At 62.6% G+C, this 18,032-nt stretch carries 17 protein-coding genes; 14 read left to right on the top strand and 3 right to left on the bottom strand.

The window, feature by feature from the left end:
* Positions 1-69 precede the first annotated feature (69 nt).
* Positions 70-492, bottom strand: a complete 423-nt coding sequence (locus EOB80_RS11635) for a pilus assembly protein N-terminal domain-containing protein (protein ID WP_127327696.1) — start codon at positions 490-492, stop codon at positions 70-72.
* 323 nt (positions 493-815) lie between these two features.
* Here EOB80_RS11635 and EOB80_RS11630 point away from each other — a divergent pair, with 323 nt between their 5' ends.
* The 9 genes from EOB80_RS11630 to EOB80_RS11590 all read left to right on the top strand — a co-directional run bounded on the left by EOB80_RS11630 (position 816) and on the right by EOB80_RS11590 (position 9,924).
* Positions 816-992: a Flp family type IVb pilin gene (locus EOB80_RS11630; RefSeq protein WP_127327695.1), complete on the top strand. Its 177-nt coding sequence runs from the start codon at positions 816-818 to the stop codon at positions 990-992.
* Positions 993-1,162: 170 nt separating this feature from the next.
* Positions 1,163-1,681: a prepilin peptidase gene (locus tag EOB80_RS11625; RefSeq protein ID WP_127327694.1), complete on the top strand. Its 519-nt coding sequence runs from the start codon at positions 1,163-1,165 to the stop codon at positions 1,679-1,681.
* Positions 1,682-1,895: 214 nt separating this feature from the next.
* Positions 1,896-2,708, top strand: coding sequence for a Flp pilus assembly protein CpaB (cpaB, locus tag EOB80_RS11620; RefSeq protein WP_127327693.1), 813 nt, complete (start codon positions 1,896-1,898; stop codon positions 2,706-2,708).
* Positions 2,705-4,237, top strand: coding sequence for a type II and III secretion system protein family protein (locus tag EOB80_RS11615; RefSeq protein ID WP_127327692.1), 1,533 nt, complete (start codon positions 2,705-2,707; stop codon positions 4,235-4,237). Before cpaB ends, EOB80_RS11615 begins: the two co-directional genes overlap by 4 nt.
* Before the next feature lie 14 nt (positions 4,238-4,251).
* Positions 4,252-4,989, top strand: a complete 738-nt coding sequence (locus EOB80_RS11610) for a CpaD family pilus assembly protein (RefSeq protein ID WP_127327691.1) — start codon at positions 4,252-4,254, stop codon at positions 4,987-4,989.
* Between the two features lie 38 nt (positions 4,990-5,027).
* On the top strand, positions 5,028-6,317 hold the full coding sequence (locus tag EOB80_RS11605) for a CpaE family protein (protein WP_127327690.1): 1,290 nt from the start codon (positions 5,028-5,030) through the stop codon (positions 6,315-6,317).
* Between the two features lie 29 nt (positions 6,318-6,346).
* Entirely contained in the window at positions 6,347-7,849 is a 1,503-nt protein-coding gene (locus EOB80_RS11600) for a CpaF family protein (RefSeq protein WP_127327689.1), read from the top strand.
* Positions 7,850-7,878: 29 nt separating this feature from the next.
* On the top strand, positions 7,879-8,892 hold the full coding sequence (locus EOB80_RS11595) for a type II secretion system F family protein (protein ID WP_127327688.1): 1,014 nt from the start codon (positions 7,879-7,881) through the stop codon (positions 8,890-8,892).
* A 9-nt stretch (positions 8,893-8,901) separates the two neighbouring features.
* On the top strand, positions 8,902-9,924 hold the full coding sequence (locus EOB80_RS11590; RefSeq protein ID WP_127321199.1) for a type II secretion system F family protein: 1,023 nt from the start codon (positions 8,902-8,904) through the stop codon (positions 9,922-9,924).
* Between the two features lie 84 nt (positions 9,925-10,008).
* Here EOB80_RS11590 and EOB80_RS11585 read toward each other — a convergent pair whose 3' ends face one another.
* Positions 10,009-10,830: a tetratricopeptide repeat protein gene (locus tag EOB80_RS11585; protein ID WP_127327785.1), complete on the bottom strand. Its 822-nt coding sequence runs from the start codon at positions 10,828-10,830 to the stop codon at positions 10,009-10,011.
* Positions 10,831-10,946: 116 nt separating this feature from the next.
* Here EOB80_RS11585 and EOB80_RS11580 point away from each other — a divergent pair, with 116 nt between their 5' ends.
* The 5 genes from EOB80_RS11580 to pdeM all read left to right on the top strand — a co-directional run bounded on the left by EOB80_RS11580 (position 10,947) and on the right by pdeM (position 17,089).
* A complete protein-coding gene (locus EOB80_RS11580) occupies positions 10,947-12,311 on the top strand; it encodes a M17 family metallopeptidase (protein ID WP_127327687.1) in 1,365 nt (454 codons plus the stop codon).
* Between the two features lie 73 nt (positions 12,312-12,384).
* Positions 12,385-12,735, top strand: a complete 351-nt coding sequence (locus EOB80_RS11575; RefSeq protein WP_127321196.1) for a MarR family winged helix-turn-helix transcriptional regulator — start codon at positions 12,385-12,387, stop codon at positions 12,733-12,735.
* Positions 12,736-12,764: 29 nt separating this feature from the next.
* The gene (locus EOB80_RS11570; RefSeq protein ID WP_164762587.1) at positions 12,765-13,625 is read left to right on the top strand and encodes an NlpC/P60 family protein; all 861 of its coding nucleotides are present in this window, start codon (positions 12,765-12,767) and stop codon (positions 13,623-13,625) included.
* A 201-nt stretch (positions 13,626-13,826) separates the two neighbouring features.
* The gene (locus EOB80_RS11565) at positions 13,827-16,376 is read left to right on the top strand and encodes a ligase-associated DNA damage response DEXH box helicase (protein ID WP_127327685.1); all 2,550 of its coding nucleotides are present in this window, start codon (positions 13,827-13,829) and stop codon (positions 16,374-16,376) included.
* A complete protein-coding gene (pdeM, locus tag EOB80_RS11560) occupies positions 16,373-17,089 on the top strand; it encodes a ligase-associated DNA damage response endonuclease PdeM (protein ID WP_127327684.1) in 717 nt (238 codons plus the stop codon). Before EOB80_RS11565 ends, pdeM begins: the two co-directional genes overlap by 4 nt.
* A 6-nt stretch (positions 17,090-17,095) precedes the next feature.
* Here the strand turns inward: pdeM and EOB80_RS11555 are convergent, their stop codons facing one another.
* Complete coding sequence (locus tag EOB80_RS11555) at positions 17,096-18,031, bottom strand: dimethyl sulfoxide reductase anchor subunit family protein (protein WP_127327683.1); 936 nt, start codon at positions 18,029-18,031, stop codon at positions 17,096-17,098.
* Position 18,032 lies beyond the last annotated feature (1 nt).

Raw genomic sequence — 18,032 nt, 5'->3', positions numbered from 1 at the left:
GGATGATCGTTAAAGTCGGCGCAGCCCTCTTAACCAGACAATAACCGGAACGGCAGTCGGCAACGCCACCTATCGGCTGACGCTCATCTCCGCTTCCGAAGCCTTCTCCGCCTCGCTCTTGTATGAGCTTTCGCAATAGGGTGTGCACGACATCGTCTGGATTTCGGCGCGCCGGTAAATGCGCACGGACGAGGCGGCTTGCCGCACCACGGTAACCTGCTCGTCGACGATGGGGCTGCCGTCCGTATCGAGCACGACCAGATTGGTGACGCCGAAGCCTTTGCCGGTGAGCACAATCGTCGAAGCGTCCTGCACGGAAGCGTCGGCGATTGCCGGGTTGCCGACCACGATGGTGTCGGCGGGACGCGACAGTTTGACGATCTTGGCCTGGTTCATCGTGACCTCGATGCCGGCGCCGGCCATGGCGGGCGCGACGAAGCTCGAGACGGCAAGAAGCGCGGCAATCAGGATTGACGATCTCGGCTGGGCCATTGAGGCGCTCCACGCAGGCGGACTGATCAACGGAACATGAACGAGATTGGTGAACCAACGGTTAAGCATGCGGTGTCGCCAATGATGCGATGGCAGACAAGGACGCTCGCCGGGCACTGTCCGGAAGTCCACAAACCCGGGGCGAGAAGGCTCAGTGGTATATTAGCCCCAGGTTAACCACGCAATGTGTTCGAACCGGGAAAGGAATCGGTAAGGCTGTTTCTTAAGCCGATCGAAAGAGCTTCTCCCTAGATTGGCAGCATCCGATCAACCATCACAGAAGTTGACGGAAGTGCTGTAACACGTGGAGTAGGAGCTCTCGAATGTCTAATCTCATCGCACGTTTTGTGAAGGACGAATCCGGCGCGACCGCTATCGAATATGGTCTGATCGCCGCTCTCATTGCGCTCGCCATCATCACTGGCGCGGGCCAGCTCGGTACTGCGCTCAACGCCAAGTTCACCAACATCGGATCCACGTTGAACGGCGCTGGCAACTAATTCGCTATCGCTGAAGCAATCAACTTGCAGCAAGGGCCGCCTCACTGGCGGCCCTTGCTTTGTTTGTGAGACCTTAGGGTACCAAGACGTTTTAGCAGCGGGCCTCATCAATCGTTAATCGAACATGTCTAGACTGGCCGCATTGGAATTGAACAATAGGCACAGCGCCGATGCTTGAAGCCCTGATCTTCGTCGTCTTTCCGTTCTGCATGCTGTTTGCCGCGATTTCCGACATGCTGTCGATGACGATCGCCAATCGCGTACCGGTGCTGCTCGTCGTTGTCTTCGCGCTGGTCGCGCCGCTGACGGGTATGGACTGGGCGGTCTATGGCGGACATTTCGCCGCCGGCGCCCTGGTCCTGGCCGTGACGTTCGGCCTGTTTGCAATGGGCGGCATGGGCGGCGGCGACGCCAAGCTTCTGGCCGCCACCGCGATGTGGATGGGCCTCAATATCAATCTCGTGGAGTATCTTGTCGCCTCGACAATCATCGGCGGCCTGCTGACGCTGGCGATCATCCTCTACCGGAAGTCGCTGCTTGCGGCCGTTACCGGCCAAAATCCGTTTCTGCGCCATTTCGCCGACGAGGCAAAAGGTGTTCCCTACGGCGTCGCCCTCGGCCTTGGCGGGTTGCTGACCTATCCGGATTCGCCTTTGATGGTATGGGCGCTTGCCAGGCTGGCGACTTGAGCACGATCTTATTTTTATTGTCTGTCAGCATTGCCGAAACCCCGTTCTCAACAGGGCCGGCCCGGCCATTTTGGCCGTTCAGACCACATTCCGGCTAATTTATGTAAACCTTAAATTAATCACGATCGTAAGCATTACATTAACCTTGTTTTGACGATTGCCGCTGCAAAGTCCGGCTTGGCTACGTGGTTTGCCAGGGCAAGGGTTCGGACAGATGCCAGCATCGCGATTGATAATTCTGAGCGTGGCGGTGGCCGCGGCGGGTGGCGCTGGCTATGTCGCGAAGAACATGGTGGCACCGCCGCCCCAGGTCGTCGTCGATTCCGGCCCCCAAGCCCCGGCAGTGGCACTCCAGGATGTGCTTGTGCTTTCAGGCGACGTGCCGATGGGCAACCCGATCCAAAACAACATCGCCTGGCAATCCTGGCCCGCCGACGGCGTCAACGCGAATTTCATCACCCGCACCGCCGAGCCCGAGGCGCTGGACAAGCTGAAGAGTTCCGTTGCCCGTGTGGCAATGTATGCCGGAGAACCCCTGCGGCGCTCCAAGCTGATCGGCGAGGGGCAGAGCTTCATGTCGTCGATCCTGCCTTCCGGCATGCGGGCGGTCGCCACGGCCATCTCGGCCGATACGTCGGCCGGCGGCTTCATTCTTCCCAACGATTTCGTCGACGTCATCATGACCCGCAGGGCCGATGCCGCCAGCGGCGCCGCCGGCTTCAACACCGAGACCATCCTCAAGAACATCCGCGTCCTGGCCATCGATCAGACCATTCAGGAGGACGAGGAAGGCAAGAAGACCAGGGTGGGTCAGACCGCCACGCTGGAACTGACGCCCAAGCAGGCGGAGATCATCACCGTCGCCCAACAGATGGCGGATCGCCTGACCCTGGCGCTACGGGCAGTCGCGGACACGCAGGAAAAGAATCTGGGTGAGGCCGACTATCTCGTTTCCGGCAATGGCCGCAGGGGAACGGTGAGGCTGATCAAGTCGGGCGAAGTTTCCGAAGTAGGGGCAAGGAAATGAGGCTAAGCGGTAAACTGCCGGCAATCGTAGCCGCGGCATTCGGCCTGCTGCTCGTCGGAACGAATGTGCAAGGCAGCGTTGTCGAGGCAAAGAACGCGCAGGTCACGGCATCGACGGCCACCCAGCGCGTCAAACTCGGCCTCAACAAGTCGGTGGTCATCGACCTGCCGAGCGATGCCTACGACATTCTCGTCGCCAACCCGGCGGTGGCCGATGCGGTGACCCGCACCGCAAGGCGCATCTATCTGTTCGGCAAGGCGGTCGGCGAGACGAACATCTTTGTCTTCGGTCCGAATGGCGAGCAGATCGTCAGTCTTGACCTGGCCGTCGAACGCGACGTTGCCGGCCTTGAGGATTATATCAGGCGCTTCCTGCCGACGTCGGCCATCAAGGTGGAACTGCTGAACGACAACGTCGTTCTGACCGGAACGGTCGACACGCCGCTGGACGCAAAGCGCGCGGTCGACCTGGCGACGATCTTCGTTTCGGGTGGTGAAGCGACGACGGGACAGTATTCGCAGACCGCCGCCGGCGGTTCAGCTCAAAGCGGTGTCGACATCAACAATCCGGACCTGGAACGCCGCACCAGCAAGATCGTCAACCTGCTGCAGATCATTGGCGACGACCAGGTTACGCTGAAGGTCACGGTCGCCGAAGTCAGCCGCTCCGTGATGAAGCAGCTCGGCGTCAACATGGTCGGCAGCGGCAGCTCCAACGGCATTTCTTACAGCGCGGCAAGTTCGCCTGCTTTCGGGTTGGGCAAGCCGATTGCGGCTAGTTCCGGTTTGTTGCTGGGAGACGGGATTGGAAACGGCCTCCAGGCCTACATCAATGCCATGGAGCAAAGCGGCGTGATGAAGACGCTGGCCGAGCCGACCCTCACCGCCGTGTCGGGCGAGAAGGCAACGTTCAAGGTCGGCGGCGAGTACAATCTGGCCACCGGTCGCTCGAGCAATGTCTCGACCGACAATCAGACCGGCCTGACGACATATTCATTTGAAAAGATCGAATACGGCATTGGCCTCGAGTTCCAGCCGGTCGTGTTGTCGGCGGGGCGCATAAGCCTCAAGGTCAGAACCTCCGTATCGGAGCCGACCACGGATGGTGCGCCGACCCTCGAAGGTTCGGGCACTCAACCCGGTATGACGATATTGTCCATCCGCAAAAGGCTTGCCGATACCACTGTCGAATTGCCTTCGGGCGGGTCGATGATGATCGCGGGTCTCGTTCGCGACGACGTTCGCCAGGCTATCTCGGGCCTGCCTGGCCTAGCCAAGATCCCGGTGCTCGGCTCGCTCTTCCGCAGCAGGGACTTCGTCCGCAACGAGACCGAGCTCGTCATCATCATAACGCCCTATCTGGTGAAGCCGGTGGCCCGCAACGACCTTGCCAAGCCGGATGACAATTTCAACGCCGCCAGCGATGGCGCCGGCATGTTCCTTGGCCGCGTCAATCGCGTCTACGGCACCATGCAGACAGACAAGCCAAACGGCCGCTACCACGGCGTTGTCGGCTTCATCTACAAGTGAGCGGGGAAGCGGACATGTCTCAGTCAGCATTGAAGGCAAGCACCATCGCGGCAGCGATGCGCTTTGGCCGCTCGCGGGTCTGCCGGCAAGCCGTTCCTGTCCTGGCGGTTGCGGTGGCTGCGCTGCTGGCCGGCTGCGCCCAGCGCGATAGCATCACGGTCGGCGCCATTCCGGACGATTACCGCACCAACCATCCGATCGTGATCGCCGAGAAGAATCAAAAGATCGATCTGCCGGTTGGTGCCGGCGACCGCGGCATGACGGGCTCTCAGCGCGACACGCTTCTTGGCTTCCTGGATGGCTATGACAGAAGTGCCGCCCCGACGCTGACGATCCAGGTCCCTAGCGGATCGGCCAACGAGGTCGCCGCGACCGCGGCGGCCCGTGATTTCGCCCGGCTCGCGATTGCCAGCGGCGTCAAGCGCAACCGGCTTGTCGTCACCTCCTATCAGGCTGCCTCCAGCGAGATATCCTCGCCGGTCCGCGTCGCTTATGTTGCGGTGAGGGCGCAGACCGACAAATGCGGACGCTGGCCAGCCGACCTCGTCGACACCTCGGAAAACAAGCACTATGCCGATTTCGGTTGCTCTTATCAGAACAATCTTGCCGCCCAGATGGCCAACCCGGCCGATCTGCTCGGCCCGCGCAAGCCGTCCACAATCGATGCTGAAAATCGCGGCGCGGTGATCGATGTCTACCGCTCAAGAGGCATTTCGGATGAGTTCCTGGGCAATTCGGAAGTAGACTACTAAGCCGCCAGTCTCGGATAGAACAGGCCACGGGAAAGAGCATGACGATGAGCAACCTTGCCTACGACGCCCCGGTGGACGGCAGCGACACCTCGCAGCAGGACATCGCCGCGATGCAGGCATTGCGGCCGATCCCGCGCATCTCGATCCAGGCATTCTGCGAAACCGAGGGTGTTGCCAATCCGGTCGAGCGCGCCGGCGAGGACCGCCGTATGACAAAGGCGCATCTCAAGGTCCATATGGGCGGCGTCCCCACTGCCATCGAATTCTACCAATCGGCGCCGACGCCCAACCTGATCCTGCTGGAATCGCGCAGCGAGCCCAAGCAATTGCTGGAACAACTCGCCCAACTCTCGGAATATTGCGATCCGACGTCGAAGGTGGTGGTGATCGGCCACTACAATGATGTCGGCCTCTACCGCGAGCTCATCCGCAACGGCATTTCCGAATATGTGATCGCTCCGGTCTCGATGGCCGACATCGTTAGCGTGGTGTCGTCGATTTTCATCGATCCGGAAGCCGAGCCGCTCGGCCGCTCGATCGCCTTTGTCGGCGCCAAGGGCGGTGTCGGCTCCTCGACGATCGCCCACAATGTGGCTTGGGCGATGTCCTCCCTGTTCAAATCCGAAGTGGTCGTCGCCGATCTCGATCTGGCTTTCGGCACCGCCAACATCAATTTCGACCAGGATCCGGCGCAAGGCATCGCCGAGGCGGTGTTTTCACCGGAACGCATCGATGAAGTCTATCTCGACCGGCTGCTGACCCAGTGCGCTGAGCATCTGTCGCTGCTGGCAGCGCCTTCGACGCTCGAACGGGTCTATGATTTCGATCCCGAGGCCTTCGCGCAGCTCATCGACACCGCCCAGCGCAGCGTGCCGCTTCTGGTGCTCGACGTCCCCCATGCCTGGACGGGCTGGACCAAGAACACCCTGGTCAAGGCCGACGAGATCGTCATCACCGCGACACCTGAACTCGCCAATCTGCGCAACACCAAGAACCTCGTCGATATGCTCAAGCGGCTTCGTCCCAATGATCCGCCGCCCAAGCTGATCATCAACCAGGCCGGCGTGCCGAAGCGCCCGGAGATTTCGCCGTCCGATTTCGCCGAGCCGCTCGGCCTGTCGCCGATGTCGGTCATTGCGTTTGATCCGTTGCTGTTCGGCAATGCCGCCAACAACGGACGCATGCTTGGCGAAATGGATGCCAAGAACCCGGTCGTCGCGATGATCAACGAAATGGCGCATGTGCTGACCGGGCGCAGCGAAATCAAGATCAAGAAGAAGGCCGGGCTCGGCAGCCTGCTCGGCAAGCTCTCGCGCAACAAGAAGTGACGCTTCAGCAGTGGAATCGGTAGTCGATCATGTTTGGTAAAAGAGGCAGCGACGACGGCAACCGGTTCACGCCGGAATTTCGCCAGCCAGCACCGGCGCCGGTTGCGCCGCCGGCTGCAAGTTCCATGGACACGGCGGTTCTGACCCGGCCCGCGGCGGCGCCAAGCGCGCCTGTCGCGCCGCCGGCGCGCCGTGCCGTCGAGGCACCGCCATTGGCGCCTGAGCCGAAGCGGGCACAGCGCGAAAAGAGCGAAACTTATTACGACACCAAGAGCCAGGTCTTCTCCGCGCTCATCGACACCATCGATCTGTCGCAGCTTTCCAAGCTTGATCCTGAAAGTGCGCGCGAGGAAATCCGCGATATCGTCAACGACATCATCGCGATCAAGAACTTCGCAATGACGATCGCCGAGCAGGAAGAGCTGCTCGAGGACATCTGCAACGACGTGCTCGGCTATGGGCCGCTCGAGCCGCTGCTCGCCCGCGACGACATCGCCGACATCATGGTCAACGGCTCCAGGAACGTCTACATCGAAGTCAACGGCAAGGTAGAACAGACCGGTATCCGCTTTCGTGACAATCAGCAGCTCCTCAACATCTGCCAGCGTATCGTCAGCCAGGTTGGCCGCCGCGTCGACGAATCCAGCCCGATCTGCGACGCGCGCCTTCCCGACGGCTCCCGCGTCAACGTCATCGCGCCGCCACTCTCCATCGATGGCGCCACGCTCACCATCCGCAAATTCAAGAAGGACAAGCTGACGCTCGATCAGCTGGTCAAGTTCGGCGCCATCTCGCCGCAGGGCGCCGAAGTTCTCAAGATCATCAGTCGTGTTCGCTGCAACATCGTGATCTCGGGCGGCACCGGTTCGGGCAAGACGACGCTGCTCAATTGCCTGACCAACTATATCGACCGCGAGGAGCGCGTCATCACCTGCGAAGACTCGGCCGAGCTGCAATTGCAGCAGCCGCATGTGGTGCGCCTCGAAACCCGCCCGCCCAATCTGGAGGGCGAGGGTGAGGTTACCATGCGCGACCTGGTCAAGAACTGCCTGCGCATGCGGCCCGAGCGCATCATCGTCGGCGAAGTGCGCGGACCCGAAGTGTTCGATCTTCTGCAGGCGATGAACACCGGCCATGACGGCTCGATGGGCACGATCCACTCGAACAGCCCGCGCGAATGCCTGAACCGTATCGAATCCATGATTGCCATGGGCGGCTATTCGCTGCCGCAGAAGACAGTGCGCGAAATCGTCGTCGGTTCCATCGACGTGATCATCCAGGCGGCGCGCCTGCGCGACGGATCGCGCCGCATCACCCACATCACCGAGGTGATCGGGATGGAAGGCGACGTCATCATCACGCAGGATATCGTCCTCTACAACATCAAGGGTGAGGACGCCAACGGCAGGCTGTTGGGTGAGCACGTATCGACGGGCATCGGCCGTCCGCATTTCTGGGAGCGCGCACGCTATTACGGCGAGGAGCAGCGTCTCGCCATTGCGCTCGAGGCGATGGAGAAACGCGCTGACTGACGCATGCTGGGGTGTAAGGGTTCGGGCCAATGTTTGGAATTGACGGCACAGTACTGGCGTTTGTCGTGCTCGCCGGCTTCAGCGCCGGCGCCGTCGCCTATGCATTTCTGTTCACCCGGATCAGCAACGAGAAACAGGTCGGCAAGCGGCTCGAAACGATCAAGACCGCCGAGACGGATCGCTCCGTCGTCAAGGCCTCGCGTGACCGCGTGGCGGAAGCCGTCAAGCGGCGCAAATCGGTTCAGGATTCGCTCAACGAACTCGACGCCAAGCAGAAAACCAAGGACAGCCGCGTCAAGAAACCGCCGCTGAAAGCCCAGCTTCGTCAGGCCGGCCTCAAGACCACCATCGAGCGTTTCTACATATATTCCGCAATATGCGGCGTCGTTTTGACGATTGTCGCCTTTGTGGCCGGAGCCCCGCTGATCGCCTTGCCGGGCGTGCTGCTGGCCGGGGGGCTGGGCCTGCCGCGCTGGTTCGTCACGTTTCGTCGCGCCCGCCGGGTCAAGGCATTCCTCAACGAATTTCCAAATGCGCTCGACATCATCGTGCGCGCGGTCAAATCCGGCCTGCCGCTGAACGACGCCGTACGCTTGATCGCCAACGAATCGCCCGAACCCGTGAAGACCGAGTTTCGCCGCATCGTCGATTCACAGCAGATGGGCCTCTCTATCCCCGACGCGACCTTGCGCATGCCCGAAACCATGCCTTGTACCGAGGCAAGCTTCTTCGGCATCGTTATCCAGATACAGTCGCAGGCCGGCGGCAATCTCTCCGAGGCGCTGGGCAATCTTTCGCGCGTGCTTCGCGATCGCAAGAAGATGAAAGCCAAGGTCGCGGCGCTGTCGATGGAAGCGAAGGCGTCCGCCGCGATCATCGGCGCGCTGCCCTTCATCGTCGCCTTTCTCGTCTACCTGTCGAGCCCGGCCTACCTGATGCCGCTCTTCAACACCAGCGTCGGAAACCTGATCCTTGGTTGCTCTGCGGTCTGGATGTTGATCGGCATCCTGGTGATGCGCAAGATGATGAACTTCGAAGTCTAGGATGCTGGCATGACCGAGCAAGTCATCAAGACCCTGACGGATCCGAGCTTCCTGATCGCGATGCTGGTCGCGATAGCGGTGTTTGCGACCGTCTTCACCTTGCTGCCGGCGTTTGGCGGAAACCAGCTCAAGTCACGCATGAAATCCGTTGCGCTGGAACGCGACGAACTGCGTGCGCAACAGCGCGCCCGGCTTGCGGTCGAGGCCGACCGCCGTCGCAAGGGCTTGCGCGAGGAACAGTCGATCGGCATGCGCAACATTGTCGACCGGCTGGATCTGAGACGCGCGCTCGCCGATGAAGGCACCTTGCAGAAACTCAAGGTGGCCGGCTTTCGTGGACAGAATCCGCTGACGCGGTTTCTTTTCTTTCGTCTCGTGCTTCCTTTTGTCGGTTTCGCGCTGGCCGCAATCTACATCTTCGTGCTCGGAGGACTGCCCGACAAGCCATTGGTCATCAGGCTGTTCGTCTGCATCCTCGTTGCTTACGGCGGCTTCTACGCACCGGTCATCTACGTCAACAACCGCGCCACCAAGCGCAAGCAGTCGATCCAGATGGCATGGCCGGATGGGCTCGATCTGATGCTGATCTGCGTCGAATCGGGCATGTCGGTGGAAGCGGCACTGCGCAAGGTCGCCGACGAGATCGGCGCGCAATCGGTGGCGCTGGCGGAAGAGTTCATCCTCACCAACGCCGAGCTTTCCTACCTGCCGGAGCGCAAGCAGGCCTACGAGAACCTGGCAAGCCGCACCGGCCTGGATTCGGTCAAGTCGGTGTCGCAGGCGCTCGTCCAGGCCGAGCGTTACGGCACGCCGGTGGCGCATGCACTGCGCGTGCTTGCCGCAGAAAGCCGCGACATGCGCATGAATGCGGCCGAGAAGAAGGCCGCCGCCCTGCCGCCAAAGCTCACAGTGCCGATGATCCTGTTTTTCCTGCCGGTGCTCTTCGCCATCATCCTGGGTCCCGCCGGCATTCAGGTCAGCCAGCGCGGTATCTTCGGCGATCATCCGGCGCCGGCAACAAACGCCCAGTAGCGGCAAGGCAAATTCCTGCATTCCCTCAAACGAAGAAGCCGCGCATGCAGCGCGGCTTCTTCGTTGGGCATCGGGATTGTGGTCTCAGTTGGTCGCGGATTTCGGCTTGTCCTGGTCCTTGAGCTGGCTCCAGGCATTCTGCTGGGCCAGCATCTGCCTGAGATAGGCGACGTTTGCCTGCGCCTGTTCGGGCGAGAGCTCCTGCGAGGCGATCTTCTCGGCCTCGTCGAACCGGCCTTGCAGGCCGACGACCAGTGCCAGGTTCTGGCGGACGCGGCTGTCCGCATTCGGCTGCTGCGCGGCCGAGCGCATATAGGTTTCGGCGGTGCGCAGGTCACCTTCCAGCACATACGACATGCCAAGATTGGAGAGCACGGAAGGCTCGTTCGGCTTAAGGTCGAGCGCCTTGCGGTAAAGCTGGCGCGCATCGTCCTTCTGGCCGGTCTGGTCGAGGATGGCCGCTTCGGCCGACACCAGCTTCCAGTCGGGATATTCCGGTGTTTGAGCGCGGCGCACGGCGTCGAGTGCCGCCTCGAACTGGCCATTGGCGGCCAGCGCCTTGCCATAGGAGGCAAGAACGTCACGATCCTTGGGCAAAGCGATGGCGAGCTTGCGCATCACGGCCAGCGACTGATCGGCGTCGCCATCCATCTGCAATGCCGCCGCATAATTCGTCGCGATCCGCTTGTCGTTGGGGTTCTTCGCGTAGGATTGGCCGAGTGCGCCGGTGGCATTGTGCAGTTCCCCGGCCGACATGCTTTCCAGCGGTTTGCCGCTGGTGCGTGCGATAGAGCCGGTGGAGATCTTGTCGGTTCCGCAGCCGGCGACGCCCGCCGCCAGCGCCAGCACAAGGGCCGTGGTGATGAGCCGTTTTCCCCTGGCGTTGATCCTGCGGTTGGTCGGCATGGCCACCTAAGCCTCCATTCATGCGCGGCCATTGCGTGGCCGTCTTCCCTCCCGCAGAAATATTCTGTTAACCCTAACGGACGGTTAAGAACGGCGACTCACACGGAGAACATCGCATGCCTGTCGAACTCGTCGGGAAGACATTGCCGGGCGCGCTGCCGGTCCATCTGGTCGCCAGGGACGGTCTGGACGCGGCCGGCCTTGCGCCGGCCGCTGTCGCCTGGGCCAGGGCCAACGGCTTTTCCGGCGAGGCAGGCAGGACGCTGGTCGTGCCCGGCGAAAACGGGGCGCTCGGCGGCGCCTTGTTCGGTATCGGCGATGGCGAAGGCGCGCTCGCCTTTGGCGCGCTGTCGAAAGCCTTGCCGGAAGGCGACTGGCATTTCGCCTCGGCGCCGGCCGAGCCGGACCTCGCGGCGACCGCGCTGCTGCTCGGCGGCTATGTCTTCACCCGTTACGGCAAGAAGCCAGGCAAGGCGCTGCGCTTCGGCCTGCCGGCCGGGGTCGATGCCGGGCGCGTAGGCCGCATCGCCGATGGCGTCTTCCTCACACGAGATCTGGTCAACACGCCGACCAGCGACATGGGTCCGGAAGATTTGGAGCAGGCGGTGCGGACCCTGGCCGCCAGGCACAAGGCCGAAGTCTCGGTGGTCAAGGGTGACGATCTCCTCGACCGGAATTTCCCGATGATCCATGCTGTCGGCCGTGCGTCGGCCGGCGCACCGCGCCTGATCGATATGCGATGGGGGCAGCAAGGGGCGCCGAAGGTGACCCTGGTCGGCAAGGGCGTCTGCTTCGACACGGGCGGTCTCGACATCAAGCCATCGTCCGGCATGCTGCTGATGAAAAAGGACATGGGCGGTGCTGCCAATGTCCTTGGCCTCGCCTCGATGATCATGGCTGCCGGGCTGAATGTGCGGCTGCGCGTGCTCATTCCCGCGGTTGAGAATTCGATTGCCGGCAACGCCTTCCGGCCCGGAGATGTGCTTGCGAGCCGCAAGGGCATCACTGTCGAGATCGGCAATACGGATGCCGAGGGGCGGCTGGTGCTGGCCGATGCGCTGGCGCTGGCCGACGAGGAGGAGCCGCAGCTTCTGGTCGACATGGCGACGCTGACCGGGGCTGCCCGCGTCGCGCTCGGCCCCGATCTGCCGCCGTTCTACACAAGTGACGAAGCGCTGGCATCCGATCTTGCGGCGGCTTCCGTCGCGGTCGAGGATCCGCTGTGGCGCATGCCGCTGTGGCGGCCCTACGATGCAAAACTGTCGTCGAAAATCGCCGACATCAACAATGTCACATCAGACGGTTTCGCCGGCTCGATCACGGCGGCGCTGTTCCTGAAACGCTTCGTCGAAAAGACCGAGGGCTGGGCGCATTTCGACATCTTCGCCTGGAACCCGGCCGATCGTCCGCATGGCCCCGCCGGCGGCGAGGCACAAGGCATCCGCGCCCTAGAGCGGATCATCGCGAAACGCTACGGCTGACGGTTGCAGGCGGAGCGGGCAAAATTGCCTCGACTGAAACGGAACCGAAACAATTTGCCGTCATGCTGGCGCGATGTCGATTGCTATGCGCCCGAGCCAGGCCTTGCGACTGTGGCAGCAAGTGATGCTGTCACAGGTGCGCGACGACGCGCCCGATCTGACCATGCGCCAGACGGCGATCCTGTTCACCATCTATCTCGACCCGCCACCGCACACCATTCGCGGGCTCGCCGCGCGCCTCAATGTCACCAAGCCGGTGATCACCCGCGCGCTCGACACGATGGGCGCTTTGAAACTCGTTTCGCGTCACCGCGATGAACTCGACAAGCGCAATGTGCTGATCAGGCGCACGGTCGAGGGCGCGCTCTTTGTCGAGCGCTTCGGCGATGGTATCATCGCCAAGGCGCTCGAACTGCCGATGTGAGCGCATTACCTTCCAACAGAGTGTTCGATTTGACTGCCAGGGATGTCCGCCTTCACGCTTTTCGCTCCGATCTCGCCGATGCGCGGCTGAAGGGCGAGGTCACCGCCGAGCGCTTCGTCGCCGGCCGGCCGGCGCGGGTCACCGCGTCAGTGGCCGATATGCGCAAGGCGCCGCGACCGGATGCCGGCGTCAACACGCAAGCGCTGTTCGGCGACGATGTCCTGGTCTTCGATGTCGCTGAGGGCTGGGCCTGGGTCCAGGCCGAACGCGACGGCTATGTCGGCTACGTCGCCGACACGATGCTGGGCAAACGGGACCATGCGCCGACGCACATCGTCTGCGTGCCGCGCACCTTCCTCTACCCCGGGCCGGATCTGCGCTTTCCGATCGCCGGACAATTGTCGATGGGATCGACGGTGACGGTGACGGAGGTCGCCGAGACACGCGGTACGCACTTTGTGGTCCTGCCTTCCGGCGAGGCGCTGATCGCAGGTCACCTGCGGCCGCTCAGTGAAGCTGCCTCCGACTATGTCGCGGTTGCCGAGGCGTTTCTAGGAACACCTTATCTCTGGGGCGGTACTTCCGGTTTCGGTATCGACTGTTCGGGGCTGGTGCAACTGGCGATGCGCATGGCCGGCAGAGACGTGCTGCGCGATTCCGACATGCAGGCGGCGACACTTGGCGAGCCGCTGGAACCAGGATCTGATTTCTCAGGGTTGCGACGCGGCGATCTGGTGTTCTGGAAGGGCCATGTCGCCGTCATGACCGATGCCGACACGATGATCCACGCCAACGGCCACACCATGCTGGTGTCGCGCGAAGGGCTGAAGGACGCGGTTGATCGCATCGGTTATCTCTATGGCGGCCCGACCGGGTTCAGGAGGCCGTAGCCTTTCTTCCTTCGCCCCGTTCACGGGGAGAAGGTGCCCGAAGGGCGGATGAGGGGCAGCGCCAGCATTTGAAGGTTCGAGCTGCCCCTCACCTGCCTGCCGGCATCCTCTCCCCGTAAACGGGGCGAGGAAAGCTCACCTCGATCACCTTTTGTTCCGATTTTCCTTGGCGATTGACTGCCGTCGCGCTACCTCTGGAAGGTGACAGAGCAGCCGCGCCTTGCCGAACAGAATGCCGCCGTGGCCCTGCCCGAACCATTCATCAGATGGTTTGGCGAGAAAGGCTGGTCGCCGCGCGCCCATCAGATCGAACTTCTGGCAAAAGCCCAGGCCGGGCAATCAGTCCTGCTGATTGCGCCGACCGGTGCTGGCAAGACGCTGGCCGGGTTCCTGCCTTCGCTGACCGAACTGGCCAACCGGCCCAAGAAAAAGCCGGGCCAGGCGCGTCGCGGTATCCACACGCTCTACATCTCACCGCTAAAGGCGCTTGCCGTCGATATCGAGCGCAATCTCGGCAAGCCGGTGGAAGAGATCGGCCTGCCCGTCACCATCGAAACGCGCACCGGAGACACGCCGGCGCACAAGCGCCAGCGCCAGAAGCTGGCGCCGCCCGACATCCTGCTGACCACGCCCGAGCAACTGGCGCTGCTGATTGCGGCCGGCGATGCAAAACGTTTCTTCGAGGATCTGCGCTACGTCGTGCTCGACGAACTGCACTCGCTGGTGACGTCGAAACGCGGGCATCTGCTGGCGCTCGGCCTGGCGCGGCTGCGCAGCTTTGTCCCCGGCCTGCAGACGATCGGCCTGTCAGCGACGGTGGCCGAACCGGACGAGTTGCGGCGCTGGCTGGTCAGCCAGAATCCGCCCAAGGGTTCGACCGGCCTTAGCATGGCCGAACTGATCGTCGTCACCGGGGGGGCGAAACCGGAGATTTCCATCCTCGATTCCGAAGAGCGCGTGCCTTGGGCCGGACATTCCGCGCGCTACGCCACGCCGGAAATCTATCGAGAGATCAAGCGCCACAAGACGACCCTGCTGTTCGTCAACACGCGCAGCCAGGCGGAGCTGCTGTTCCAGGAATTGTGGCGGGTCAACGAGGACACTTTGCCGATCGCGCTGCATCACGGTTCGCTCGACGTCGCCCAGCGCCGGCGCGTCGAAAAGGCGATGGGGGAAAACGCACTGCGCGCCATCGTCGCCACCTCGACGCTCGACCTCGGCATCGACTGGGGCGATGTCGATCTGGTTGTGCATGTCGGTGCGCCGAAGGGGGCGAGCCGGCTGGCGCAGCGCATCGGCCGCGCCAACCACCGCATGGACGAGCCGTCCAAGGCGATCCTCATTCCCGCCAATCGCTTCGAGGTGCTGGAATGCCGGGCCGCCCTCGACGCCAACTATCTCGGCGCGCAGGACACGCCTTCCTTGATCGATGGCGGGCTCGATGTGCTGGCCCAGCATGTGCTCGGCTGCGCCTGCGGCGCGCCGTTCCGTGCCGATGATCTGTTCGCGGAAGTGCGAACGGCTGCGCCCTATGTGAGCCTCGACCGGCCGACATTCGACCGCGTCATCGATTTCGTCGCCACCGGCGGCTATGCGCTCAAGAATTACGAGCGCTACGCCCGCATACGCCTGAACAAGGATGGGTTCTGGCGGGTGTCCAATCCTCGTATTGCCCAGCAATACCGGCTGAATGTCGGCACCATCATCGAGGTGCCGGCGCTTAACGTGCGCTATGTGCAAGCGGGCAGCAAGGGCGCGGCGTCGCGCGGCGGCAGGGTTCTCGGCAAGATCGAGGAGGCCTTCCTCGAAACGCTAACGCATGGCGACACCTTCATGTTCGCCGGCAAGGTGCTGCGCTTCGAAGGCATCCGCGAGAATGAATGCTTCGTCTCGAACGCGCCCGGCAGCGATGCCAAGGTGCCTTACTATGGTGGCGGCAAGTTCCCGCTTTCGACCTATCTCGCCGAACAGGTCCGCATCATGCTGGACGACCCGCAGCGATGGAAGAAGCTGCCCGAGCAGGTCGCCGACTGGCTGCGATTCCAGGCCGACAAATCGGTGCTGCCCAAACGCGACGATCTGCTGATCGAGACTTTTCCACGAGGCAACCGCCATTATCTGGTGGCTTATCCGTTCGAGGGCAGGCTGGCGCACCAGACGCTCGGCATGCTGCTCACCCGCCGTCTCGACAGGGCAGGAGCCAGGCCGCTCGGCTTTGTCGCCACCGATTATGCGCTGGCGATATGGTCATTGGGCGACATGGGCGCGATGTTCAAAGCCAGGAAGCCTTCGCTTGGCGCTCTTTTCGACCAGGATATGCTGGGCGATGACCTCGAAGCCTGGCTGGCCGACAGCTGGCTTCTCAAACGCACCTTCCGCAATTGCGCGCTGATTTCGGGGTTGATCGAGAAACGCCATCCGGGCCAGGAAAAGAGTGGTCGCCAGGTCACGGTCTCGACCGACCTGATCTATGACGTGCTGCGCAGCCATGAACCGGACCACATCCTGCTTCAGGCCACACGCGCCGACGCAGCGACCGGCCTGCTCGATGTCAGCAGACTTGCCGACATGCTCTCGCGCATCCAGGGTCGAATCGTGCATAAGGCACTCGAACAGATATCGCCGCTCGCCGTGCCGATCATGCTCGAGATCGGCAAGATGCCGGTTCATGGCGAAGCCGATGAAACGCTTTTGATGGATGCGGCGACTTTGGTCGAGGAGGCCATGGGGCCGGAAATGGCTGAGGAATGAATTTTTCGCTGGCGCGCACATCGCTGATTGCCGAGGCCGACCTTGTCGGCATCGCCAGCGAGCGCGCCGTCTGCGACCCGCGCGGCGTGCTTTATTTTCCGGATCTGCGGCTTCTGGCCGTGTCCGACCTGCATCTGGAAAAGGGTTCGTCGCTGGCACGCCGCGGCACGCTGATCCCGCCCTACGACACCGGCGCGACCTTGTTGCGGCTTCAGGCCGTGATATCAGACTACCAGCCGTCGATCGTCATCAGCCTGGGCGACAGCTTTCACGATGGCGGCGGCGCCCAGCGTATGCATGCAAGCTTCCGCGAACGGCTGGAAGCGCTGATATCAGGCCGAGACTGGTTCTGGGTCGCCGGCAACCATGACCCGGAAGCGCCAGCCGATCTGCCCGGCGAAACGGTGCGTGAACTTGCTATAGGCTCGCTGCTGTTCCGGCATGAGCCGTCGAAGCAGCGTGTCGAAGGCGAAATAGCGGGCCATCTGCATCCCTGCGCCCGCATAGTCCAGCAGGGACGCTCGGTGAGGCGGCGCTGCTTCGCCGGCGACGGCGGCCGCATGATCATGCCGGCCTTCGGCGCCTATACCGGTTCGCTCAACGTCCTCGACCGCGCCTATGCCGGGCTGTTCCGGCTGGACACGCTGATGGCTTATATGCTGGGCGCCCAACGCATCTTTGCCATTTCCGGCTCGATGCTGCGGCCGGGTTAAACAGCCTTACCTGCCATAGTAGAGCGTAACCGTGTGCTTTGCCTCGGCGAAGAACAGCCAACGTTCGACCAGCATGCCAGCGAACTGGATTGCAGCAGCAAGTATCGACAGCAACGCTGCCAGCGGCCCTGGCAGGGCGAACACAATGGCGAGCAGCCCCAAGGGCAACGCGAAGGCGAGAACCTGCGTGATCTGGCGCAGCCGCGCGCCGTGCTTGCGCGCGATGCGAAAGCCCATTTCCTTGAGCAGATAATTCTCCTCGGTATGCGGCCATTCCAGCGACCGCACCGTGCCGCCGACCAGCCCCGTCGCGGTGTTGGCGGTGGTCGGGATTTCCAGTTGGTCGTTGTGGCGCCAGGTCGCCAGCTTCCAGCCCCAGCCGAACAAGGTCAGCAGCAGGCAAGCCGCCAGCTGCACCTTCGAACCAAGCGCAAAGCCCTGCAGCAGCGCGTTCAGCAGCACGCTGCCGGTCATCGCCGAAAAGATGAGGTAGCCGGGCAGGGTGAAGTGGCTGTGCCATTGGGCGATCGGCTTCAGCGACGCATAGATCATGCCGGTGGTGCAGACGGTGACGACCGCGCCGATGGCAGCCAGAAATCCGGCGATGCCGACCCAGCCATCGATGCGGCCGAGAAACACCCAGCCGATGCCGAACAGCCCCGCCGGAATGAAGGTGACAACCGAGGCAACGCCTTCACGCGACAGCCATGAACTGCGCCATTGCGAGAACGCCCGCCAGGCGCGTTCGGGACGGCCGAGGTGACCCGTTGAAGACAACAGGCCGGCCACGATGAGACCGAGTGCCAGGCCCATGCCGACAAGGCCCAGCCAGAAATCAGGCGGGATGATCTGGAAGCCTCCGAACATGCCCAGCAGCGCCAGCAGGCCGTAGCCGGCGCCGGTGGCGGTGGTGAAGAAGACGACGGAGAAGGCTGGATGCATG

Source organism: Mesorhizobium sp. M7A.F.Ca.MR.245.00.0.0 (assembly GCF_003997415.1).
Classification (GTDB): Bacteria; Pseudomonadota; Alphaproteobacteria; order Rhizobiales; family Rhizobiaceae; genus Mesorhizobium.
Note: the sequence above shows the minus strand (reverse complement) of the source record. Positions and strands in the feature narration are given on the sequence as shown.